The organism is Marinobacter sp. R17 (assembly GCF_003789045.1).
GTDB classification, from domain to species: Bacteria; Pseudomonadota; Gammaproteobacteria; order Pseudomonadales; family Oleiphilaceae; genus Marinobacter_A; species Marinobacter_A mangrovi.
In genome coordinates this window covers 76,568-99,621 of record NZ_RHGZ01000008.1, presented here as the reverse complement: position 1 = coordinate 99,621, position 23,054 = coordinate 76,568, and the positions used below count along the sequence as shown (strand labels likewise).

The 23,054-nt window shown below is 61.4% G+C and carries 21 protein-coding genes; 10 read left to right on the top strand and 11 right to left on the bottom strand.

What is annotated here, in order from left to right; genetic code table 11:
- Positions 1-132 precede the first annotated feature (132 nt).
- Positions 133-822 (top strand): MgtC/SapB family protein, encoded by a 690-nt coding sequence (locus EB809_RS08105; RefSeq protein WP_123634311.1) that lies wholly within the window; start codon positions 133-135, stop codon positions 820-822.
- Between the two features lie 64 nt (positions 823-886).
- A complete protein-coding gene (locus tag EB809_RS08100) occupies positions 887-2,530 on the top strand; it encodes a hypothetical protein (RefSeq protein WP_190294853.1) in 1,644 nt (547 codons plus the stop codon).
- Positions 2,531-2,550: 20 nt separating this feature from the next.
- Here the strand turns inward: EB809_RS08100 and thpR are convergent, their stop codons facing one another.
- The gene (gene thpR / locus EB809_RS08095) at positions 2,551-3,126 is read right to left on the bottom strand and encodes an RNA 2',3'-cyclic phosphodiesterase (protein WP_190294852.1); all 576 of its coding nucleotides are present in this window, start codon (positions 3,124-3,126) and stop codon (positions 2,551-2,553) included.
- A gap of 241 nt (positions 3,127-3,367) precedes the next feature.
- On the opposite strand from thpR, the gene EB809_RS08090 reads away from it, so the two are divergent.
- Together EB809_RS08090 and EB809_RS08085 are read left to right on the top strand one after the other, a co-directional pair.
- Positions 3,368-3,943 carry an outer membrane beta-barrel protein gene (locus EB809_RS08090; RefSeq protein WP_123634309.1) on the top strand — a complete coding sequence of 192 codons (576 nt, stop codon included), beginning with the start codon at positions 3,368-3,370 and terminating at the stop codon, positions 3,941-3,943.
- Positions 3,944-4,277: 334 nt separating this feature from the next.
- Positions 4,278-4,829, top strand: coding sequence for a CAP domain-containing protein (locus EB809_RS08085; protein WP_223807870.1), 552 nt, complete (start codon positions 4,278-4,280; stop codon positions 4,827-4,829).
- Positions 4,830-4,911: 82 nt separating this feature from the next.
- Here the strand turns inward: EB809_RS08085 and EB809_RS08080 are convergent, their stop codons facing one another.
- From EB809_RS08080 to EB809_RS08070, 3 genes are all read right to left on the bottom strand, one after another.
- On the bottom strand, positions 4,912-5,559 hold the full coding sequence (locus tag EB809_RS08080; RefSeq protein ID WP_223807869.1) for a lysozyme-like domain containing protein: 648 nt from the start codon (positions 5,557-5,559) through the stop codon (positions 4,912-4,914).
- Positions 5,560-5,673: 114 nt separating this feature from the next.
- Complete coding sequence (locus tag EB809_RS08075; RefSeq protein WP_123634307.1) at positions 5,674-6,669, bottom strand: aldo/keto reductase; 996 nt, start codon at positions 6,667-6,669, stop codon at positions 5,674-5,676.
- Positions 6,670-6,883: 214 nt separating this feature from the next.
- Positions 6,884-8,293 (bottom strand): SPFH domain-containing protein, encoded by a 1,410-nt coding sequence (locus tag EB809_RS08070; RefSeq protein WP_123634306.1) that lies wholly within the window; start codon positions 8,291-8,293, stop codon positions 6,884-6,886.
- Positions 8,294-8,564: 271 nt separating this feature from the next.
- Between EB809_RS08070 and EB809_RS08065 the strand changes: the two genes are divergently transcribed.
- Together EB809_RS08065 and EB809_RS08060 are read left to right on the top strand one after the other, a co-directional pair.
- Positions 8,565-10,058, top strand: a complete 1,494-nt coding sequence (locus EB809_RS08065; protein WP_123634305.1) for a YjgN family protein — start codon at positions 8,565-8,567, stop codon at positions 10,056-10,058.
- Positions 10,027-11,106 (top strand): M48 family metallopeptidase, encoded by a 1,080-nt coding sequence (locus EB809_RS08060; RefSeq protein ID WP_123634304.1) that lies wholly within the window; start codon positions 10,027-10,029, stop codon positions 11,104-11,106. The genes EB809_RS08065 and EB809_RS08060 overlap by 32 nt, the downstream gene beginning before the upstream one ends.
- A 235-nt stretch (positions 11,107-11,341) precedes the next feature.
- Here EB809_RS08060 and EB809_RS08055 read toward each other — a convergent pair whose 3' ends face one another.
- The 5 genes from EB809_RS08055 to EB809_RS08035 all read right to left on the bottom strand — a co-directional run bounded on the left by EB809_RS08055 (position 11,342) and on the right by EB809_RS08035 (position 16,044).
- Positions 11,342-11,524 (bottom strand): PEP-CTERM sorting domain-containing protein, encoded by a 183-nt coding sequence (locus EB809_RS08055; protein WP_190294851.1) that lies wholly within the window; start codon positions 11,522-11,524, stop codon positions 11,342-11,344.
- Between the two features lie 291 nt (positions 11,525-11,815).
- Positions 11,816-12,169: an FHA domain-containing protein gene (locus EB809_RS08050; RefSeq protein ID WP_123634302.1), complete on the bottom strand. Its 354-nt coding sequence runs from the start codon at positions 12,167-12,169 to the stop codon at positions 11,816-11,818.
- A 1-nt stretch (position 12,170) separates the two neighbouring features.
- Positions 12,171-12,920: a PP2C family protein-serine/threonine phosphatase gene (locus EB809_RS08045; protein WP_123634301.1), complete on the bottom strand. Its 750-nt coding sequence runs from the start codon at positions 12,918-12,920 to the stop codon at positions 12,171-12,173.
- Positions 12,920-14,545 carry a serine/threonine-protein kinase gene (locus tag EB809_RS08040; protein ID WP_123634300.1) on the bottom strand — a complete coding sequence of 542 codons (1,626 nt, stop codon included), beginning with the start codon at positions 14,543-14,545 and terminating at the stop codon, positions 12,920-12,922. The genes EB809_RS08045 and EB809_RS08040 overlap by 1 nt, the downstream gene beginning before the upstream one ends.
- A gap of 161 nt (positions 14,546-14,706) precedes the next feature.
- A complete protein-coding gene (locus EB809_RS08035) occupies positions 14,707-16,044 on the bottom strand; it encodes a substrate-binding domain-containing protein (RefSeq protein WP_223807868.1) in 1,338 nt (445 codons plus the stop codon).
- Positions 16,045-16,397: 353 nt separating this feature from the next.
- Here EB809_RS08035 and EB809_RS08030 point away from each other — a divergent pair, with 353 nt between their 5' ends.
- Complete coding sequence (locus tag EB809_RS08030; protein ID WP_123634299.1) at positions 16,398-17,381, top strand: acyl-ACP desaturase; 984 nt, start codon at positions 16,398-16,400, stop codon at positions 17,379-17,381.
- Between the two features lie 121 nt (positions 17,382-17,502).
- Positions 17,503-18,582: an NAD(P)H-dependent flavin oxidoreductase gene (locus EB809_RS08025; protein ID WP_123634298.1), complete on the top strand. Its 1,080-nt coding sequence runs from the start codon at positions 17,503-17,505 to the stop codon at positions 18,580-18,582.
- On the opposite strand, the gene EB809_RS08020 is transcribed toward EB809_RS08025, so the two are convergent.
- Positions 18,565-19,455: a LysR substrate-binding domain-containing protein gene (locus tag EB809_RS08020; protein ID WP_123634297.1), complete on the bottom strand. Its 891-nt coding sequence runs from the start codon at positions 19,453-19,455 to the stop codon at positions 18,565-18,567. The genes EB809_RS08025 and EB809_RS08020 overlap by 18 nt on opposite strands.
- A gap of 103 nt (positions 19,456-19,558) precedes the next feature.
- On the opposite strand from EB809_RS08020, the gene EB809_RS08015 reads away from it, so the two are divergent.
- Positions 19,559-20,791: an MFS transporter gene (locus EB809_RS08015; protein WP_123634296.1), complete on the top strand. Its 1,233-nt coding sequence runs from the start codon at positions 19,559-19,561 to the stop codon at positions 20,789-20,791.
- Positions 20,792-20,799: 8 nt separating this feature from the next.
- Here EB809_RS08015 and EB809_RS08010 read toward each other — a convergent pair whose 3' ends face one another.
- Positions 20,800-21,981 carry an NAD(P)/FAD-dependent oxidoreductase gene (locus EB809_RS08010; RefSeq protein ID WP_123634359.1) on the bottom strand — a complete coding sequence of 394 codons (1,182 nt, stop codon included), beginning with the start codon at positions 21,979-21,981 and terminating at the stop codon, positions 20,800-20,802.
- A 123-nt stretch (positions 21,982-22,104) separates the two neighbouring features.
- Here EB809_RS08010 and EB809_RS08005 point away from each other — a divergent pair, with 123 nt between their 5' ends.
- On the top strand, positions 22,105-23,046 hold the full coding sequence (locus EB809_RS08005) for a pirin family protein (RefSeq protein WP_123634295.1): 942 nt from the start codon (positions 22,105-22,107) through the stop codon (positions 23,044-23,046).
- Positions 23,047-23,054 lie beyond the last annotated feature (8 nt).

Sequence of the window (23,054 nt, the reverse complement as noted above, 5' to 3'; positions counted from 1 at the left end):
CTTGTCTTCGGTTCATGGGGAATCCATTCCCAGCCTAAGCCCGGCAGCGGCAATATGACCAGCCCTGCAAAGTGACGTACTGCTTCTCTGCTAAGCTGAACGGGTAGGCGTGGCAGCAATGGAGGCGTTCAGTTGAGCAGCGACTATCAGGAAATTGCGCTTCGCCTGTTGGCGGCCCTGGTTGCCGGCGCGGTTATCGGCTATGAGCGCTCGTTCCACGGCCGCCCGGCCGGTTTTCGTACGCACACGCTGGTCAGTCTGGCGTCCTGTCTGTTGATGCTGGTGACGGTCTACGAGGCCCATTGGGTGCCGGATACGATGGATGGTATTCGGCTCGATCCCACTCGTATGGCGCAGGGCATCATGACCGGTATTGGTTTTCTGGGTGCGGGTGTGATCGTCAAGGAAGGCCTGTCTGTTCGCGGGCTGACCACTGCCGCTTCCATCTGGATCACGTCCGCCATCGGGATCCTCGCCGGTGTGGGTTTCTACTATCCCCTGGTGCTGTCGTTGCTGCTGGCGGTGACGGTGCTGTCCCTGTTCCGTTGGATTGAGTCGCGGGTGCCGACTCAGGCCTTCTATCACTTCGATGTTCAGTTCGCCCCGGCGGCGAAACTCAGCGATGACGTCATCCGCAAACTCATCGAGAGTCACGGTTTCACCATTGCCGACTTCAGTTACCGCATCTATGCCGAAAGACAGGTCCGCCGCCATAAAATGGTGCTCTGTTCAATTGACGAGTCCAGTGCCGCCCGGCTGGTGGCAACGCTGGAAGAGACCGAATCGGTACTGGAATTTCGCATCGCGCCGATGAGTGGTTAAGTCGGGTATCCAGTCCGGCGGTTTGGACGTATAACCGGAAAAATGGTCCTGGCGTGGTGGGCGCGTGCTGAAACAACTGTTCTCTTTCCTGATCCTGAATGCGCTGTGCCTGGCCCTGCAATGGTGGCGGCCCGGCCCCGTAGCCTGGGTGGCACTGGACGCGCTGTTGCTGATGGGGCTGTTGGGGTTGATTCGGAGTGGGGGTTGGCGCCGACGGATTGCCTGGGGGCTGGGCGCGGGATACGTGGCACTGGCGCTGTTCGTGGCGGCCGACGGCGTTATGCGCCTGGCTTTGGGGCGCCCGCTGAATCTCTACCTGGACAGCGCATTGCCGGGCAAGGTCGTCGATCTGGTCGTGACCAATCTGGGGTATGTCTGGGCCCTTGGATTTGCAGCGGTTCTGGTGCTGTCGGTGCTGGTCCTGGCGTGGTTGGTGCGGACGCTGCTGCTATTCGCCGGGCGCCAGGTGTCGGTCCGGCAAGCCAAAGCGATGACGGCGCTCGCCCTGGTTGGCCTGGCCTTGCTGCCTGTCCGGGCCATCCCGGTGACGGTATCCGGTGCCGAGGTATTGGCAACTCAGGTCGAGCGCATCATGGACGCACAGGCACAGACCGAGGCCTTTTCGCGTCAATTGAATACTGTCGAAAGTACCGGCAACCGGGGACGTGCGGTCGCGATGGATCGACTGGCCGGAGACGATGTGCTGATCGGCTTCATTGAATCCTATGGTGTCTCCGCGCTGGGCGATCCCCGTTATCGGCCGGTACTGGACCCGCGCCTGGACGCCATGGAGCAGGCCCTTTCCTCGGCCGGGCTCAGTGTGGTCAGCGGCCGCTTGCGGTCGCCGGTCCAGGGCGGTCAATCCTGGCTGGCCCATGCCACGGTCTTGAGTGGTCTGTGGGTGGACAGCGCAATGGCTTACGACGTGATGTTGTCGAGCGGCTACACCACCCTGATCGACGACTTTCGCCAGACCGGACACGACACCGTTGCCGTGATGCCCGCGATCACCCGCGCCTGGCCGGAAGGGCGCCAGTTGGGGTATCGGCACATCTACGACGCCCAGCGCATTGATTACGCCGGCCCGGCGCTGAACTGGGTCACCATGCCGGACCAGTACACCTGGTCCTGGTTCCAGCGCCAGGTACGGGACGCCTCGGCGACACCGATATTCGCCGAGCTGGCGCTGATCAGCAGCCACGCGCCCTGGGTGCCGATCCTGCCGGTGCTGCCGGATTGGCAGGCCATCGGTGACGGTCAGGTCTTTGCCCCATGGAAAGGGGCGGGAGAGGCGCCCGCCGAGCTGTGGCGTAATCCCGAGCGAGTGCGGCAGCATTACATTCGGGCGATCGACTATGCCCTGGCCGTGGCGACGGACTACGCCATTCGTCATGTGGACGAGCACACGCTGCTGATCCTGCTCGGCGATCACCAGCCGGCGCCGCTGGTGACCGGTGAGGGCGCAAGCCGCGATGTGCCCGTCCACATCATTGCCCGTGATCCTGACTTGCTCGCACCGTTCACCGGTCCCGCCGGACTGCCCGGGTTCCGCCGCGGCGTTCGCCCGGACCTGGATCGACCTGGCCCGCGGATGGATCAACTGCGATCGTTCCTGCATCGCCACTTCGCAACGGCCCTGACGGCGGAATCATGGCCGACCTCGGCAAGCGTCGGCGTCGCCGCATTAAGTGAAGCCGAGGGCCATTAAGGGCTTGGCTGTGGTAGGCATCAATCGGCGGGAAAACGGCCGATGACCTGATAGTGGGACCCTTCCGGGCGTTGCGTGCTGCTGAACAGGCTAACGTGATGCACGCCGAATGATGGCAATTCGAGTTGGCCGTATTTATCCAGGAAGCGGTTCAGGCTCTGGGCTGGTTCGCGTTTGTCCTGGCGGGCCGCGTATTGACGGGTGCGCCGCCCACGAAACCGGGCCAGGGTGATGTGCGGTCGAAACCCGCGCCCCTGGCTCGAGACGTTCAGTTGCTTCAATCGTTGGTGGATCTCTTCGTGCAGATCGATCAACGGCTCCCGGTCCAGTACGCCGGCCCAGAGGTTTTTGGGGTACTGGGGGGAGCCGAACAGACCGACACCCGCAACGGTGACCGGAAAAGGATCCAGTGGCAGGCCATGAAGCGCATCGTAGATGACGGGCAGATTGTCGTCACCGACATTGCCGATAAAGCTCAGCGTCATGTGGAGTTGTCCGGCCGTCTGCCAGCGTGCGCCCTTCAGTTCGCCCCTGATTGCGGTCAGTGCCTGACGGACATCTTCCGGTAACTCAAGACCAACGAAGAGGCGAAGCATAAGTTTCTCCCTCATTTTATTTTTCAGTTTAGTCGTAATTATCTTTTTGTGACGCCAACCCGTAACCCGCCTCACTCCTGGAGCGGTCGGGTTAAGTGTGTGTAATGTAAACGATTGATTAATAAACCGTATTCCTGTTTTAACCCGCAGCCGCGGTGAGTTTCGTTAGGGTGGAATGGTGTTGCCCGGACATGGTGTCCCGGGCTTATTCAACGGAAGAACCTACGGGGACTCTATCGCTATGAACACCAAGACGAATCTTGCATACGTCACGCTGCTTTCCGCTGCTGTATTCGCTGCACCGGCTGCCCTCGCGCAGGACAAGCGTGATGACTCAGGTTTCTACATCGGTGGTAGTTACGGCGGCTTTAAATCCCACGGCGGTGAATTCAAGGACGAGAACGACCTGTTCGCCGGCACCGTCGGGTATCAGTTCAACCGGTATTTCGCCCTGGAGGGTGACTACCTGGATTTCGGTGAATTCGGCGAGGACGATGACGTCAACAGTGACCTGAAAGGTCTGGCGCTGTCTGCCAAGGGCCGCCTCCCCGTAACCGAGAGCTTCGGCGTGTACGGCAAGGCGGGTGCCTTCGTCTATTCCTACGACGTGGACGCCTTTGACGAAAGCGAAACCTACGATGAAGTGAGCCCGGTGGTCGGTGCGGGCGTGGACTTCCGCGTTACCGACAGCCTCACAGCCTATGCCGAGTATGACCGCTACAACGTGGACATTGATGAAGACGACTTCAACGGCCAGGTCACCAACGACGGTCCGTCCTTCGACACGGCCCGCGTCGGTCTGAATTACATGTTCTGATCGCCCGATATGGCATCAGGAAAGGACAGGGAAGACGGACGAGTGCGATCGGGGGCAGGACGACCCTGACTCGTCCCTCGGAAGAGGCACTGGATGGTTGCCATTCAGTGCCTTTTTTTGTGCATGCACAGAAGCTGTCAATTGCTTAAAAGGTAAACAGTTCGTTGAATTGAATCCCCTTTTAGCTGGCAGGTAATGATTCGTAACATGTTGTAATTTGGGGATTTACGTACGTGCTTTCAAAAATGCTGGCTGTATAGTGAGCATCTCGTGCATATAGGTGCTGACTATGAAAGTTTCACACTGTATTACAATTAGCCTTTTAGCAACGGGCGTGTTGGCTGGCTGTGGCGGCGGTGGTTCCGGCGGCAGCACCGTTTCAGAGGCCTCGGCAACCTCCAGCAGTGGTCAGGCGACCGTGGCGGCTGGCCCGGTTGAAATGTCCGCCGGTTGCGAGGTGGATCAATACCAGGCTGAGCTGATCGAGCTGATCAACATCGCCCGCTCTGAAGCCCGGATGTGTGGTGACGATCATTATGAGGCGACAACGCCGGTCACCTACAGCTGCACGCTGGAGGGCGCCGCCAGGACGCACAGTGTGGACATGGAAACCCATAACTTCTTCAGCCACACCGGATCGGATGGCCTGACTGTGGGCAATCGGGTCACGGCGACCGGCTACGAGTGGTCGATTGTCGGTGAGAACATTGCGGCCGGCTACGATTCACCGGCTTCCGTCACGGCCGGCTGGTTGGCGAGTCCGGGTCATTGCCGCAACATTATGGATCCCCGCTTTGAGGAGTTTGCCGCGGTCCGGATCGACAGCACGTCGGCGTCCAACGACTACAGCAACTACTGGACCTCCGTTTACGGAACGCCTCGCTGATTGCTCGTCACCCTGTAGCACCGCAAGGACGGGATGGATCCCGTCAGATTTTCCCTCTCGTTTTGCGTCCTCGCTTTCCCGCTTATTCACAAAACGGCCAGAACTGGTAGATATGCCGGCATCTTAACTGGGCTTCGCACTGCTCCAGTTGGGCCGCATAGGTGGTGGCGTGGGTCGTGACCCGGTTGGCCACACGCTGGACCCACGGGCGCTTCTTGTAGCTTTGGCGGACGAAGCCTGTCGGGCCTTCGTGGTAGGCCAGGTAGAGATCGCGGGTATTGTCCAGTGACAGGCCCAGTTGGCGATGAGTCCGCGCGTTGTACCAGCCGATAAAGTCCAGGGCGTGTTTCATCTGGGAGCGGTCGGCGAAGACGCTGCCGGCGTCCTCCATGTACTCGCCCCAGGCGGGATCAAGCGCCTGGGCGTAGCCAAACGCAGAAGTCGGGCGCGACCATGGGATCACGCCAAACAGTTTGGTCCGTGGCGGTTGGATGCGGCTCTGGAAGGCGGATTCCTGGCGCACGAAGGCGATCTGGGTGGCGATGGGCGTGCCCCAGCGGGCCTGGGAGGCCGCCGCCTCGTCGTACCAATCCGGATGCTCGCTGAAGATGTCGCAGATGTTGTCCGGGTTGGTCGGCGGTGCCGGAACCAGCACCCGATAGCCGCCGATCAGCCACGACAAGGCGCCCACCGCAATAATGGGAATGGCAAATTCAGCGGTGAACAGCAACAGACGCTTGGCTTTGGCTCGAATAGTGGTTTCCTGCGGTTCGGGGCGGTGTTCTACACGGCATTATAGCCCGCTCCCGGAGGGCAGGAGCGGGGGGGCAGGATGGTAAGGCCATCAGCCTTCGCGGCTGGGTGGGGCCATGAATTCCGGGCCGACCGGGTCGGTAATGTGTTGCTTCAGGATATTGTTGATCGCTGTCATGTCCTCTTCGGCGAGTGACCAGCCCTCTACATTGCTGACCGGCTCCAGCTGTTCCGGCCGTCTGGCACCCCAGAGTGCCGTGGTCACGCCGGGCTGGTCAATCAGCCAGCGCAGGGCGAGGGCCAGGACATCCTTGCCGAAGTGATCCCGGGCATAGTCGTCCAGTGCGTTGACGGCGTTGAGGTACTGCTGGAAGCGATCGCCCTGGAACTTGGGATCGTTGTTACGCAGGTCGTCGCCTTCAAACTCGCTCTTGGGCGTCATCTTGCCACTGAGCAGGCCGCGGCAGAGACCGCCGTAGGTGATGGTGGCGATTTCCTTGTCCCGGCAGTAGGGCAGGATATCGTCCTCAATGCCCCGCTCAAACAGGTTATAGGGCGGCTGGTCACTGTGCAAAGGGGCGAACTCGCGGAACTGGTCCATTTGCTCCGGCGAAAAGTTACTGACCCCGATCGCACGGATCTTGCCGTCCTTAAGCAGCTTCTCCAGGGCACGGGCGGTTTCTTCCATGGGGGTGACCGGGTCGGGCCAGTGCACCTGGTAGATGTCGATGTGATCGGTCTGAAGTCGCTTCAGCGAATCCTCGACTTCCTTCTCAATCCGTTTGGCCGTGGCATCGCGCCAGACCTTGTCGTGCTCGTCGGACCAGTTGAGCGCGACCTTGGTGGCCAGTGCCACCTGCTCGCGGCGACCGCCGGCGAGGGCCTTGCCGACAATCTCCTCGGAACGGCCGAAACCGTAGACCGGCGCGGTATCGATCAGTTTGATGCCCTTGTCGATCGCGGCATGGATGGTATCGATGGATTCGGCTTCGTCCGTGCCGCCCCACATCCAGCCGCCAATGGCCCAGGTGCCCAGGCCTACCGGGGTGACTTCGATATCCGTATTGCCAAACGTCCGGGTCTTCATGGTGCCTCCTGTCGTGTCGAAGATGTCAGGCCGGGGCGAACCGACCCAGATTACAAGCCTTGGGACGATCTGCGGTGAGATCAAGTGCTCGCGATATCCAGGTCAACTGCCGGCCTGGTGAGACCGCTAGGACAGTACGCTGAGAGGGTGGTGCCGGATGTGACGATCAGGAAAGGTTGAGACGCCCGCAGTCTGTGACCGCGGGCGTTGGAGTTTACTGGCCGCGCTCTGCGGTACGCAGCGATTGCTTGAGATGGTCCATGGCACCCAGGCTGGTGAACACGTCCAGGCTGTTGACTGGCGTCGCACTGCCGTCACCCACGTAGTAGGCCGGCATCTGTATCTGGGTCTCCTTCAAGGCCGGGTACATGACCTGGGCGATATCCCGCTGGATTTCCGCCATGTAAATATCGCGCGCCGACTGCTTGGCCATCAGGTTGGCCTTGGCAACTTCGGCCTCCGCCAGACCTTTCTCGCGGATGGCTTTGGCCGCATAGGTGGCGGCATCGGCGTTGGCTTTCTGGATGTCCCGCTCGGCGGTGGCCACTTCAAGCTGGGTTTGCTTCTCAAGCAGGGCGACAGCCTGTTCCTTTTGCTTGCGGACCTGTTCCAGCTCCGCCTGCTGGCGCTCCATTTCCACTTCCTTCTGCTTGGAAATGATCGCCAGCTCCTTGGCGCGCTGGGCGTCCTGGATCGCGCGGGCTTTTTCGATTTCCTTCTCCAGTTGCGCGGTCTTGGCTTCTGCCCGGGCCGTTTCCTGGGCCTGAATGGCGGTAATCCGTTTGGCGACCAGGTCCTTTTTCTTCACCAGCAGTTCGTCCAGGCGATGCTCCGGAATGGGCCGGCCAATGGTGACTTGACGGACCTGGATGCCATAGGAATCCAGCGGGTTGGCCAGCCGCTTGGCCTGGCCCTTGTCGTTTTGCAGGATGATGTTTTTCCACACCAGTTGGACCTTGTGTTCCAGCTTGTCAGCGTCGTCGTTGGTTGATGACACCGCCGCCAGGTCTGTCTGCTCCACCTCGACCTGCCGGCGCTCGGTCTGGTACAGGCCGTTCTGGAGCTGGTCTTCGAGCTGCACCTTGAACTTGTTCAGCCCGCCCTGAAAGAATTCCTCGCCGGTGTATTGGGTGGCGGTGACCACCGTGACGTTCTTGGCGTTCTTGAGCAGAAGCGAATCGATCAGGTTGTCGTAGCTGCGGAATTCCCGATGCATGGCGATGATGCGCTCCGGATCGGATGACAGCTTGAAGCGGAACGTCGCCGGGATGCTGGCTGTGTAGGTATCGGCAAACTGGACCTCGACGTTACTCAGCTGGCGGGTGGCGCGGATGACCTCGCCGCTCTCCTGATTGCCGAAGTTGAGCGTCATCGCCTGGTTGTAGGTGTAGACATTGGAAAAGAAGGGCACTTTCAGGTGGACGCCCGGTTCGGTGAAGACCCGAATGGTGCCAAACAGCGTGTCCTGAACCACGTAGGTGTAGCCCAGTTCGGTGGTAAAAAAGGAGGAAAAGCCCAGCATCAATGCGATTACGGTGCCGGCAATAGCGGCAAAATAGCGCTTCAGATGTTGCCCCAGCGACGAGGAGAGGGAATCAAACTGCGATTTTACGGCCCGGTTCATTGTTAACTTCCTGTAACGTTATGATCCTTAAGGCCGGCAAAAATACACGGCTTCGTCTCCGAGCGCTACGCCTGATTGCCGACGTTGGCGTGAGAAGAAGCTCAAATGGGGCAAAGATTTTAATATGTTTAACACTTTGAAACGCTGAAAATCAGATGTAGGGATGAATCTCTGTTAATGTTTGGTGGAGCGTCTGCGGTGCACGCAGGAAGCGACTCATCCGGCGCGTTCGAAGCGCGTTTTTAAGGGAATGGAAGCAGTAGGGTGGATTATGAGCACTGATCGTTACCGTATTCAGTTTGACGGCCGCATCGTGGACGGGTTTTCGCCCGAACAGGTGAAGAGCAACGTCCAGGCGTTGTTCAGAGTGTCCGAGGAGCGGGCCGCGCGCCTGTTCGATGGCACATCCCGCAATCTCAAAAAGGACCTGACGCTCGATCAGGCCAACCAGTATCGCGACCGCCTGCTGAAAGCCGGCGCAGCGGTTGTGGTACAGCCCATGGACACGCCGCCCGCCGCGGCGCCGGCCGAATCCGCCCAGCCGCAGGAACCGGAAAAGCCCCGCTACGCCACATCGCTCAGCGAGCTGGCAGTGGAGCCGGTGGAAGGCGAGGAAGAGACCGCCGCACCTAATGAGCCGGCGCCGAACCAGGCCGCGGCGGCCATGACGGCGGCCGACGAGGGCGCGCAAACGCCTCCGACCGGTCCCGCCCGCTTCGAGGCCAAGCCGGTTGGATCGACGCCCATTCAGCGCCCGGTCAGGAAAACGGTCGACCCGGAGGATTTCCGGGATACCGAATTCCGTTTCACCGGCCAGGGGGGCGAATACTTCGGGATCTGGATCGTCAATATCCTGCTGACGATGGTCACCTTCGGGATCTATTCCGCCTGGGCGACCGTGCGCAATAACCAGTATTTTTATGGCAATACCCAGTTGGATGGCGCCAGCTTCCAGTACCTGGCGGATCCGATCACGATTCTCAAAGGGCGGCTGATCGCGTTTTTCGCTTTCATCCTCTACGCGCTGGTGGCCAATCTGGTGCCGGGCGCGGCGATCATCATGGGTATCGGCTTTATGTTCGCGATCCCCTGGATTGTCATCCGTTCGCTGCGTTTCCGCGCCATCAATAGCGCTTACCGCAATGTGCGCTTCGATTTCGAAGCCAGCTATGCCGATGCGCTGATGGTGATGGTGGTCTGGCCCTTCCTGAACCTGTTGACCTTGCTGCTGCTGACGCCGTTCAGCGTTCTCAAGACGCACCGGTTCATGGGCAACGGTTTCCGTTACGGCACGAGCCGTTTCAGCTTCGACAGCACCAACGGCGAATATTATGCCTTCTTCGGTAAGGGGCTGCTGATGGCCATTGCCTTTGGCATCGGTGGCATTGTGGCGTTTACCCTGATCAATCCGGCGCTGGCGTTCGTCGTGATCATGGCCGGTTACCTGGCGGTGTTCGGCTATTTCATGGCAGGACTGACCAACCTCTTCCTCAACAACCTCACGCTGCGCGATCACAGCCTGCATTCGCACCTGTCGCCGAAGCAGATGCTGTGGATCTACGCGTCCAACAGCGCGCTGGTTGTCCTGACGCTGGGCTTGTTCACACCCTGGGCCAAAGTGCGCATGGCGCGTTACCGGGCCGCTTGCACCGAGATGACCGTCGCAGGCGACCTGGACGGCTTCATAGCCGCGGAAGACCGCCGCACCAGCGCGCTGGGGCAGGAGCTTGGCGATGCCTTCGACGTCGGTATCACCGCTTTCTGATATGGAATTGACCGGAGATTACTACAGTGGCGCCACCTCCCGGCGGCGCCCCTCCCGGTTGTGCCTGGACGACGACCAGCTGATCCTGGACACCGGCGACGAGCGCCATCGGTTGGAATGGCACGCCATCCGGGTCTCGCCGCGGGTCGGCAACACGCCCCGCTACCTGCACCTGCTGGAGGACGGCGTATTTGAAACGTCCGATAACGACGGCGTCGATGCGCTGACCCGGCACTTCCAGACCGGTCGGTTGTCGCGCTGGGTCCATCGCCTGGAAAATCATCTGGGGCTGATCCTGATTGCTGCGGTAGTCGCCGCGCTGACAACCCTGGGCAGCTTCCTGTATGGCTTGCCCTGGACGTCGAAGGTGGTGGCGGACATGATGCCGGCCTCCGTGGTGGACAGCCTCAGCCAGACCACGCTGAACACGCTGGATTCCAGTGTGATGCAGCCCAGCACGTTGCCGACGGATCGACAGGCGCAACTGCAATCGACTTTCGCCCCCTATCTGGAGACGATTCCCGGGCAGGACGTGCATGTGCTCTTTCGTCACAGTGACGCGGTGGGGGCCAACGCGATGGCCCTGCCGGATGGCACCATCGTCTTCACCGACGCCATGGTCGCCCTGGCAAAGGACGATCAGGAACTGGTCGCCGTGTTGTCCCACGAACTCGGGCACGTGGCCCACAACCACGGGATGCAGGGCGTGGTCCATTCTTCTCTGACCGCCTGGCTGCTGGTGATGATGACCGGCGATTTGACGGCCTTTGCCGATACCACCGTGACCGGCCCGGCCGTGTTGCTTAACCTGGCCTATTCCCGGGATATGGAGCGGGATGCGGATCAGTACGCGCTGGACCTGATGCAGGCGCGGCAGGTGGATCCCGGCCATTTTATTGCCATTATGCAGCGTCTTGAGGGCGGTGACAGCAGTGACGAAAACCAGCGGGACGAGGCCTCCGGCTGGCAAACCGCGATCAATGGCCTGATGTCGTCACACCCCTTGACCGATGAGCGGATCGCCCGGTTCCGGGCGGCCGAAGGTTGATAGCGGAGGCGCAAATCAGTGAGGGGCGCCGTATTCTGTGGTCCGCGGCGGGATGACTCGGATACTGGTCTGTTCACCCCGCCGTGGCTTTTTGTTGTGGCACTCAATCAGGAGTGTGGTGGGCGTCGATGACGCCTTCAATGAACTCGTTGTCTTTTTGAATTGCCGGACGCCGGGTGGCAAGTGAGGCTGACGCGCCGTTTATCCTGGAGGGCGGCGTCCGGCGATTGCTTGATTATGGCCGCTTTTTGAAGCGGTTAACCAAATAGAAAACGATACCCGCCGTTGCCATTAGGCCAAACATTCCTGGTTCCGGCACGGAAACCGGGGGTGGGTTACAACTGTCTCCTTTGCAATAGGTGGCAAAAGCGGCAGCTGCTGGCAATGTTGTCAGCGCAAATACGATCAGTTTATCCATGGCATTGATCCTCAATGTAGACCTATGCAGGCCCATTGAACGATCAGCATATAGCGTGCCTGAACTGGTAGCGCACTAAATCAATGGTTTGCAGGACGCTTGTCGTCTGACTGTAAAGTGCGCCGACTCCCGCTAATGCGTCTGATTTTCGATTGTGGTAACGGCGCCGTGAATTCAATGGGTTGGGCTTTTTCCAGGCGGGGCGGGGGAAAGAGGCTGTGTCAGAACAATTTGCAATGCCGGCGGGAAAGGGCGGCACATGGCCCGCCGCCCGTATCGAGGGTGTCGGAACTACTCTTCCAGGATGAACGCCGTCTTCTCCAGCGTGTTCTCTTCCTCATCCACAAACCGGAACAGGTTCCAGCCGATCCGTACCACGTCGTTGTTGTTCAGACGTTGGCGGTCATCAATGCGGATGTCGTTGACGAAGGTCCCGTTGGTGCTGTTGTCGTCGGTAATGTAGTAGTCGATGGTGCCTTCCAGATACGCGTTGGGCTCCACGTCGATATGGGCATGGCGGGCGCTGACCGAGATCTCGTCGATCTGGATGGTGTTGTCCGGGTGACGGCCGATGTGGACGCGTGGTCCGTCCAGTTCGAACGTGTTGACAACAAGGTTGTCGACCAGGTGGGAAAGCGCTGCCATGTCATGACTCCTTGAGAATGAGGACGACGGACACATTGTCCGCCGCCTGGTTTTCGAGACTGGTATGAATCAGGGTGTTGGCCTGCTCGCGCAGCGGATCCCGCGCCAGCATCAAACCGGGCCAGTCGGCCTCCGGCACGGCTTCGGTCAAGCCATCGGAACAGAGCAGAAGCCGGTCGCCGCGCGCCAGTTGTAAGCGGCACAGGGACGGCTCCGCGGCCTCGTTGGAGCCCAGCGCCTGGGTCAGCACGTTACGGAACGGCATGCGCGGTGCTTCGGCCTCGCTGATGCTGCCGTCGTCGATCATGTTCTGGACGACGGTGTCGTCCCGGGTTTTCAGGTCCAGCTGGTCACCGCTCAGGTGGTAGCAGCGGGAGTCGCCAATGTGTGCGACCAGCGCATCGCTACCCTGGATCCAGGCCAGCACGATGGTCGTGCCCATGTTGCCCAGTACCGGATCTTCCTCGCGCAGCGCCTGGATCTGCTCGTTGGCTTCGTTGACGGCGTCGCGAATGGCCCGGACCTGGGCGGCGTCGTCCACGGGAGGCTGGTTGATCAGCGGCACCAGCACCTGGGTAATGACGTTGACAGCCACCTGGCTGGCGATTTCACCGCCTTTGTAGCCGCCCATGCCATCGGCCACGATGCCCAGGGCCCGGGTGCTGTCCGGGCAGACGTGCCAGGCAATGGCGTCCTGATTGCTGACCCGGCGGGTGCCGATGTCGGTGAGTCCGGTGGCGATGAGCGTCATCAGGTAGCCTCCTTGCTGCCTTCACGCGCAGCGGCCCGGCGCAGGGCGTCAGCCATGGCGCCAGCGCTGGCGAAGCGCTTGGCCGGATCCCGCTGTATGGCTTTGTTGATGAGTCGGACCACGCCATCCGGCAGGTCCGGGTTGAATTCCCGAACGCTGCGGGGGCGCTTGTTCAGGATCTGGTAGGTCAGGTTGGCCAGGGTGTCGGCGTTGAACGGCGTGGCACCGGAGACCAGTTTGTACAGGGTGACCCCCAGGCTGTAGGTGTCGGATTGTCCGGTCACCCGTTGCCCCTTGAGCTGCTCCGGTGACATGTAGAGCGGGCTGCCCATGACATTGCCTGTGCGTGTGCGGGAGTCGTCGGCGATTTTGGCGATACCGAAGTCGGTGATTTTCACGTCCCCGCTCCTGGCGTCGTAGATGATGTTTCCCGGCTTGATGTCTCGATGGACGATTTTCTGGCCGTGGGCGTAGTCCAGGGCTTCGGCGACCCGGGCCAGTACGTCCAGCACCACGGGCAGTTTTAGCAGCCGGTCGGGCTTGCCCCAGGCGCTGAGCGGACGACCTTCGGCGTAGTCCATGGCGATGAACGCCAGGTCCGCTTCTTCACCTACATCATAGACCGTCACGATCGCCGGGTGGTTCAACCGGCCGGCCGCCTCCGCTTCCCGGAAGAAGCGGTTCTTGAGTTCGTTGAGCTCGGTTCCCTCGAACTGGGCGTAGCTGAAGGTCTTGACGGCGACCCGGCGAGCGATCTTGGGATCCTGGCCCAGATAGACCACACCCATGGCACCGCGCCCCAGTTCGCGTTCGATTTCGTAGCGTCCCAACGTCGGTTTGCTGACGGAGGTGTCCGGCAAGACCAACGTGCTGGTGGCGTCATAGCTGATCGGTTGCGGGCTGGTGCCGGTTGCACCGAACTGTTCCAGCGCCTGCAGCCGCTTGGCAACATCCTTGAAGCCCTTGCGCTGGGCCCGGATCTGGCGATAGGTGTCGGCGGCCGCCTCGTACTGGCGCTTACGCTCCTGCTGGATGGCGATGTCGTATTGCAGGTCGAGGCTGGCCTGGCAGGGTGGGCAGTCAGCCAGGGCGGCCAGAGCCTCGTCCGGTTGGCCCTGCTGAAGCAGCAGTCGACCCAGCTGGCAGCGGGCCTGGCGGAGGTTCCGGCGCAGGCCTCGAATCTCACGGAAGGGCTGCATCCAGAACAACATGATGGCAAAGCCCGGAACCAGCACCGTCAGTACCGTCCCCATGGGGATCCAGGTCTGGCGGTAGAGTAACAGGATGGCTTGCGCCACCAGCAGGCCGATCAGTGCCAGCGCTACCAGCAGGCTGGAGAGCCCCGTGCCGAACGCCGGCATCCCGAAAACCAGCAGCAGGACGACACCGACCACCAGGCCGCGAATCAGGTGAATGCTCCAGTCCGGCTGGTGCAGCTCCTGGCGGCTGAGATATTGCTGGAAGCCATTGCCGGGCAGGGGAACCGCTTCCGCGCCGCCTTGATCGGGCACGTCCCGTAAGGTGAGGAAGGTGGCGTGGTCCAGGTGGTCAATCAGGGGCAGCTGGTCGCCGGCCAGCACGGCAACCAGGGCGAGAGCGACGACCACCAGACGCAGACTGAACATATGGGAAAGCAGGAAGCGAATGACGGCCACTCCGTAAAAAGATGTAAAACGCCTTTACGGAGTGTAGGAAGTGTAACTTTCCGGGACTATTGGATTTTTTTGGTTTTTTGTAAGCAAATGTGTTGCCGGGCCCTGCGGCCGCCCGGCATTCGCCTGTCCGCTCAATGGGGCTGCCGGTACCAGACTTCCACACGCCCGTTCCGGCTCGCGCCTTCCGCACCGCCACTGCCGGCGACCGGTACATAGTGGCCGTAGCCCGTATAGGCGGACACGTTGATGTTCTGCTCCTTGCGCAACGCCTTCTTGACCGACAGGGCCCGCAGCTCGGAAATCATCTGGGCGCGCAGTTCATTGGCCTGCTTGTCGGCGTAGCCAATCAGCATCAGGTCACTGCCACTGGCCTGATGGGCATCCAGGAAACGCTTGAGTCGGGCCAGGTCGCGGTGGGCCTTATTGTCGAGGTGGGTGCGGCCTTCGGCGAAACGAAAGTTGACGCTCAGACGCTGGAAATCGTGGGTAAGGGTGCGCAGCGAGGCAGGAATGCTGTCACCGCGATCATCCTCCACCGCCTGGATATTCTGCGAGATGTAGCCGGTCTGCTGAACGATATCCTGCCCCTTGGGGCCCTGAACGAATTCCAGGAAGTCACGGGTCACCGGGCTGTCATCGCTGCCGAGGGAATAGAGAAACAGGCGGCGGGAAAGCGGGTAATCCTCGGTGGCGACATTGAGCCGGGTCGGTAGCAGGGCGGCAGAATCGCCATCGGCGATCGCAAGCACCTTGCTGTTACGAACCGAGGCCAGGCCGGTAAAGCCGATGCCGGCGGGATCCTGGCTGACGTCGTCGGACAGCCGGTCGTTGGACTCGTAGCGTTTGGCGTTTGGGGTCAGGTTGTACTGCTTGCCCAGGACCAGGTGATGGAACGTGTCCCAGGTGCCGGATCGCTCGTCCCGGGCGTAGACGTGAATCCCGCGGTCCGGTCCGCCAATCTGTTTCCAGTTGCTGATCTGGCCCGCAAAGATTTTCGCCAGCGTGTCTTTTTGCAGTGTCTCAATCGGGTTGGACGGATGCACCAGGATGGCCAGCCCGTCGATGGCAATGATGTGCTCGCTGGCCCGATCGCGAAGGTCAGTGCGCTTGGCCAGCAACTGGACTTCTTTGTCTTTCGCCGGGCGCGAGGCGGCAGCGATCTGGGAGCTGCCTTCCAGCAGTCCCTTGAAACCTGTGGCCGAACCATGGGCTTCCACCCGGGCTTCGAACAGTTGGCCTTTCAATTGGCCGGTGATGCGCTGCTCGTTCTCGACCGGTGTGCTTTTAATGGCGATGTTACGGGCGCCGTCCTGTTTCAGGTAGCCGGCCACCAGGGCCGGCGCGAGTCGGGCGCCAATGGTGTTGGAACCATGAATTTCCAGGTCGTTGGCGCAGGCGAGGGCACTGATGAGGGCAAGCAGGGTGGCGCTGGCGAGCGTGGCCAGCCGGCGGACGAAGGCTATCGGCACGATACTGTCTCCGGGTTCTGGGAAAACGGAACGGTATGACAGCTGTGTGACATTACAATGACAGCATCGGTAACCGATTGTGATCCGGAACATTATTTCCGATTGCCATGGGGTATTCGGCCGCTCTAGAGCGGTCTCTAACCGCGACTGTCACAGAAATTTAAGAGAACGGGTGTAAGCCTTTCACTGTGGGTCTGTCGTCTATTAAGGCTGGATGACATCCTCTTTAAAGGCTTAGCGAATAGTCTTGATAGGATTGTCTGGGCCCGGATGGCAGTGGTAATTTTAGAGCATCAATGATTTTTGGCGGACGTGTGTACGCTGAACCGGGGTAACCGAGAGGAGAGCACAGAATGACGGCATCGACGGAACTGAACGAGAAACGGGAGGTCCTGGCGTCTCTGGAACCCCTGGTCGAAAAACTGACGCAGCGCCACCTGGACGAGCGGCGGCTGTGGATGCCCAGCGAATTCCTGCCATCCAGCGAGGGCATCACGGACGACCAGGAGCAGTATCTGGTTGATCTGCGTGAGCGGGCCAGGGGGCTGCCTGACCCGGTACGGGTGTCGCTGGCACTGAACCTGCTGACCGAAGAAGGCCTGCCGCACTTCCATCGCCTGATTGCCGTCCACCTGGGCCATGGCAACGCTTGGGAGCGCTGGAACTTCCTCTGGACGGCGGAAGAGGATCGTCACGGCTGCGCGCTGCACGACTACGTCCGCGATACCCGCCTGTTCAACATGGAAGCCTTCGAGAAGCTCCAGTACCTGTACCTGGAGTCCGGTTTCGATCCCGAGTGGCATGACGATCCCTACCAGCTGCTCGCCTACACCAGCCTGCAGGAGCGCGCCACCCAAGCGGCTCATGCCAACACCGGCAAGCTGGCGGCCAACTACGATCCGGTCATCCAGCGCATCCTGGGACACATTGCAGCCGACGAATCGCGGCATTTCCGGTTCTACCGGGATGCCTTCTGTGGCCTGCTGGAAACCGACAGCACCCGCGCCATGCAATCGGCCCTGAAAGTGACGCCGCGCCTGGCGATGCCGGGTCACAACATCGCCGGCTACGACGACATGGCGGATGTGGTCCACCGCGCCGGCATTTACGGCCCCCGGGATTACCGCAAGGTGGTTCAGCAATGTCTGGACAGCTGGGGCATTGCCGATCTGGTGCCCGACGATGCGGCCGGCCGCGAGGCGCAGGACAAACTGATGGCCGTGCCCACCCGTCTGGATAAACTCGCCAGCCTGATCGAGCGTCGCATGCGTAGCAAGAGCTTCAGCTTCGATTTCATCAATCGCCGTGTGATGGATTTCGAGATGGAAACGGCCTGATTCGGCCGGGCTCATTCACCCGCTCTATATTCGGAATAACACCCCCGGACTCCCGCTCAGGAGCCCGGGGGTGTTATTTTTCAGGGAGAGCAAACTGTCTTGACGAGCAGGGAGGTGCAGCATGGCTGATTTCAGCATGGCAATTGGGCGGGTCCGGATTTCCCATCCCATCATCCAGGCGCCCATGGCTGGCGTGTCGACACCGGCGCTGGCGGCGGCCGTGTCCAATGCTGGAGGACTGGGGTCGATTGGTATTGGCGCCAGCAGTGTGGCGGCTGCCCGGAAAATGATCGACGACACCCATCAGCAGACTGCCCGCCCGTTTAACGTCAACGTCTTTTGCCACCAGCCGGAACAGCCGGACCCGGAGCGGGAGGCGGCCTGGCTGGCCTATCTCAAACCGTTGTTTGAGGAAGTGCAGGCCGAGCCACCGGCGTCGCTGGCGTCTCCCTATCCAAGCTTCGTCGAGAACGAGGCCATGTTCGAGATGCTGCTGGAAACCCAGCCTGCGGTGGTCAGCTTCCATTTCGGTCTGCCGCGCCAGGACTGGATCGATGAGCTGCGTGCGTCCGGCATCACGTTGATGGCGACGGCCACCAGTCTCAACGAAGCGTTCCAGATCCAGAAGTCCGGCTTGCATGGCATCGTCGCCCAGGGGCGTGAGGCGGGAGGCCACAGCGGCGTGTTTGATCCCGCTGGCGGGCCGGAGCTGGGAACCTTTCCGCTGGTGCGTCTGTTCAGCAATTATTGCCGCCTACCGGTTATCGCGGCCGGCGGCATCATGGATGGCCGGGGCATCCGGGCGGCACTGGATCTGGGAGCCGTGGGCGTGCAGATGGGCACGGCGTTTATCCTGTCGCCGGAGTCGTCGGCCGATGATGCCTACCGGGCACGGTTCCGCGACGGTGCGGCGATCGAGACCCGCCTGACACCGGTGATTTCCGGCCGTCCCGCGCGGGGCTTTGTCGACCGCTGGAGCCAGGAGGTGGACACTCCCTCGGCGTTGGGCATCATGCCGGATTACCCCATCGCCTATGTGGCTGGCAAGGCACTGAAAGCGGCCGCCCTGGAAGCCGGTCAGCATGGGTTCGATGCCTGTTGGGCCGGGCAGGGCGCACCACTGGCGCGATCGCTTCCCGCCGCCGAATTGGTTGAGCGTCTGATGGAGGAACTGAAACTGGCCTCAGCCGTCGGTCGCTGACCCCAGCCGAAAGCGATCGAGAATCCACTGCTTGACGGTCGTTGCCGCGTCGCTCAGCGGTGCCTGGCGATTGTGCACCAGAAAAAGGTGGCGTCGCGCCGGCAGCGTCGTTTCAAAGATCCGGCACAACCGCCCCGCGTCGAGCGCCGGTTTGCCCAGGATCTGATCGGTCAGCCAGACGCCCAGATGGCTTTCCGCAGCCTGCAGGGCCAGGGTGGAATGATCCGAATAGAGGTTGTCCAGTGGACGGCCGGTCAGGCCCGCTTGCTGGATCATGCGCTGCCAGTCCTGGTGCAGGTGATCGTGCAGCAGTGTGCACCCGTCGAGGTTGCCGCCCCCAAGTCCGGGATGTTGTGACCGGTATTCGGGGCTGCACACCGCCATGACCTCCAGTTTTCCCAGGCCATTGCAGTCAAAACGCGGGTCGGCCTCGGGCAGGTAGCGGATCGCCAGGTCGTGATCGCTGCCGTCCAGCGTCGACAGCAACGATGAAGCATGCAGCTGCAGCTCAATGTCCGGATGCGCCTCGCGAAACCGTCCCAGTTGCGGTCCGAAACGGATCATGGCGAATCCTGGCGGCAGGGTCAGGCGGACCGTCCGGGTGCGATTGATCCGCTGCATGGAGACGGTGACGCCCAGTAACTCCGATAACAGGGGATAGATGCGCCGGTAGAACGAACTGCCGGCTTCGGTGAGGGTAACCTGGCGCGCACTGCGCTGGAACAGCGGCAGCCCCAGCCAATCTTCCAGGGTTTTGACCTGCTGGCTGATGGCTCCGGGCGTGACGGAAAGCTCGTCGGCCGCCTGCTTGAAACTCAGGGTCCGGGCGGCCACGCAAAAGTAGTGCAGGGCTTTGAGCGGTGGCTGGCTCACGATTTAGAAATTCTCTTTCAAGGTCGCAAAAAATATCGTTTGTTGGTGATTAGGCTTCTGTTGAGAATAGCTGAATTCATTCTCAACCTGAACGGAGCGCGCCATGAAGCCTGCCCGCCTGAGCCCCAATGCCTGGATCATCCTGGTGGCGGCCTCGCTGTTGCTGATGTTTGCCTTTGGCTTTCGCGCCAGTTTTGGCCTGTTTGTGCAGCCGATGTCTGAGGCCAACGATTGGGGGCGGGACGTCATTGGCCTGGCCCTGGCGATCCAGAACCTGGCCTGGGGCGTCATCGCGGTCCTCGCCGGTGGGTTGGCGGATCGATTCGGTAACACGAAAGTGCTGGTGGCGGGCGCGCTGCTCTACGCGCTTGGGCTGTGGCTGACAGCGGGTGTCGATTCCGTCTGGACCCTGCAGATGGGCGCGGGCTTCCTGGTGGGGGCCGGCATCGCCGGGACCGGTTTTGGTATCGTCCTGCCGCTGATGGCCAAGGCCGTGAGCGAGGAGGATCGTCAGTGGGTGCTCGGCGTCGGGACGGCCGCCGGCTCCATGGGCCAGTTTCTGATCGTGCCGCTGGCCCAGCAGTTTATCGACCTGTTCGGCTGGACCGGCGCGTTGAATGTCATGTCCCTGATGGCGCTGGGCATGATCATCCTGGTCATGCCGCTGGCCCGGCTGGTTAAGCCTCAGGTAACTGCGCCCGCGACCCCCGGGGCCGGGGCTGAAGCGTCCTTTGCCACAACGATGGGGCTGGCCCGGGGCCATCTTTCTTACTGGTTGCTGACGGTGGGGTTTTTCGTCTGTGGCTTCCACCTGGCATTCATCACCGTCCATTTCCCGGGGTATCTCACCGACAACGGCTTTGATCCGGATGTGGCGGCCTGGTCCATCGCGCTGATCGGGCTGTGCAATGTGGTGGGCGCGATGGTGTCGGGCTACATCTCTGGCCGGGTGTCGATGAAGCGGGTGCTGATGTTCATCTACATCGCCCGGGGTGTGGTGACGGTGGCGTTACTGGTGCTGCCGCTGTCGCTGGCGTCGGTGCTCACGTTCAGCTGTCTGACGGGCTTTCTCTGGCTGGCGACGGTGCCGCCCACCACGGGACTGGTGGCGACCATGTTCGGCACCCGCTACATGGCAACTCTATATGGCGTCGTGTTCCTGGGGCACCAGTTGGGCAGCTTTACCGGTGTCTGGCTGGGCGGCTGGATCTACGAACACACCGGTCACTATGACGCGGTCTGGTGGACCAGTGTGGCGCTGAGTCTGGTGGCGGTTGCATTGCACTGGCCGATTCGGGAGTACCGGGTGGCCAATCTGGAGCCAGCGGCGGCCTGATCGTCGGATCAGGCGGCGTTGCCAGCTGCCACGCCGGACGCCCAGGCCCACTGGAAGTTGTGCCCGCCAAGGTGCCCGGTCACGTCCACCACTTCGCCGATGAAGAACAGGTTGGGTCGGTCGTTGACGGCCATGGTCTTTGACGACAGCTGGCGGGTGTCGACGCCGCCGAGGGTGACCTCGGCCGTCCGGTAGCCTTCGGTACCCGCCGGTTTGATGGTCCAGCGATTGAGTGTCTGTCCGACGGCCTCGAGATCGGCATTACGGTAACCCTGCAAGGGGCCCGTCCAACCCTGGAGGTCGTTGAAGGCCTGGGCAAAACGCTTGGGCAGGTGGCGGTTCAGGTAGTGGGCCACGGTGGACTGGGGCTTGTCCTGGCGCAGCTGGCTGAGGCGTTCCTGCGCGTTCTCGCCGGGCAGCAGATCAATCTGGAGGGCATCCCCCGGTTGCCAGAAGCTCGAAATCTGAAGCATCGATGGACCGCTCAGCCCGCGATGCGTCACCAGCATGGGTTCCCGGAAGTGCTCGCCGTTGCAGTGGACATCGACCGGGCAGCTGATGCCGGACAGTGGCGCCAGTTGCTCCTTCAGTTCAGGATGCAAGGTGAAGGGCACCAGGCCCGCCCGGGTGGGCAGAACCTCCAGGCCAAACTGTCGGGCGACGTCATAGCCGAAGCCGGTAGCGCCCATGGTGGGAATCGAGAGCCCGCCACAGGCCACGATCAGCGATTCGCAGGTCAGCGTGCCGGTGCTGGTCCGTACCTGATAACCCCCTGACTGTTCACGGATCGCGGTCACACTGGTCTTGAGCCGGATCTCGGCGCCCGCCCATTCGCACTCGGTCAGCAGGATGTTGAGAATGTCCCTGCTGCTGTCCCGGCAAAACAGCTGTCCCGCCGCCTTTTCCTCATGTTCGATACCGTGCCGCTCGACCAATTCCAGAAAATCCTGGGGCGTATAGCGTTTCAGGGCTGAGATGCAGTAATGGGGATTGGCGGACAGGAAGTTGGCCGGCGTGCTGTTGAGGTTGGTGAAATTGCAGCGCCCGCCGCCAGACATGAGGATCTTCTTGCCCGGCTTGTTGGCGTGATCGATCACCAGCACGCGGCGCCCGCGGTAGCCGGCGGTGGCGGCACACATCAGGCCGGCGGCACCGGCGCCGATTATGATCACATCGTAGGTTTGCGGCATGGGGACTTTGGGGGCCGGTTGGAACATGTCAGCGGCGGATTATACGTTTTTCTTACGCTCGGGTCGTTGTTGGTTCGAATGGCTATAATGAAAATAAGAGATCCTGACGGCAAAGGAGTGGTCATGAGTAACACCGATCCTCATCCGACGCTGTCATCGTCCCGGGATTGCCCGATGGTCGATGGCCAGCGCCAGGTGCAACGGGTCAAGGCCCGCCTCACCAATGTCGGCGGCATTCCGGTGGCCCGGTCGGTGCCGACCCGGGAGCGGCGTACGATCGGTGCCTGGTGCTTCCTCGACCATATTGGCCCGACCACCTTCGGCCCCGGCGATACCGGGATGCGCATCGGGCCCCATCCCCATATTGGCCTTCAGACGTTCACCTGGATGATTGCCGGGGAGATCCTGCACCGGGACAGCCTGGGCTCCGAGCAGGTCATTCGCCCGGGCGAGGTGAACCTGATGACGGCCGGTCAGGGGATCGCACACACCGAAGAATCCATAGGCGATTCCGACACCCTGCACGCGGTGCAACTTTGGATCGCCCTGCCGTATGCCGACCGGGAGACCGAGCCCCGTTTCGATCACTATCCCTATCTGCCACGCTGGCAGGAGCAGGGGGCCGACGCCACCTTACTGACGGGGCATTTCCGCGAACACAACGCGCCGACTCTGGCCTTTTCGCCGCTGATTGGCATGGATTTGCGTCATCCATCCGGCGGTCCGATCACGATCCCTTTGCGGCCGGACTATGAATACGGGCTGCTGCCTCTGGAGGGCGCATTCACCTGCTCTGGCGAAACCTATGACGTCAACGAGCTGGCGTATTTCGGTATGGGACGGTCCGAGGTGACGTTCGAGGCGCCGGCCGGAGGTCGGGCGCTGTTGCTCGGCGGCGAGCCCCTGAACGACGAATTGCTGATGTGGTGGAATTTTGTGGGCTATTCCAGGGCCGAAATCGCCGAGGCGCAGCGGGATTGGGAGGCGGCCAGTGATCGCTTCGGCGATGTGCCCCAATTCGATGGTCCCCGCCTGTCCCCGCCGCCCATTCCCTGGAAACTGTAGGACCCCGG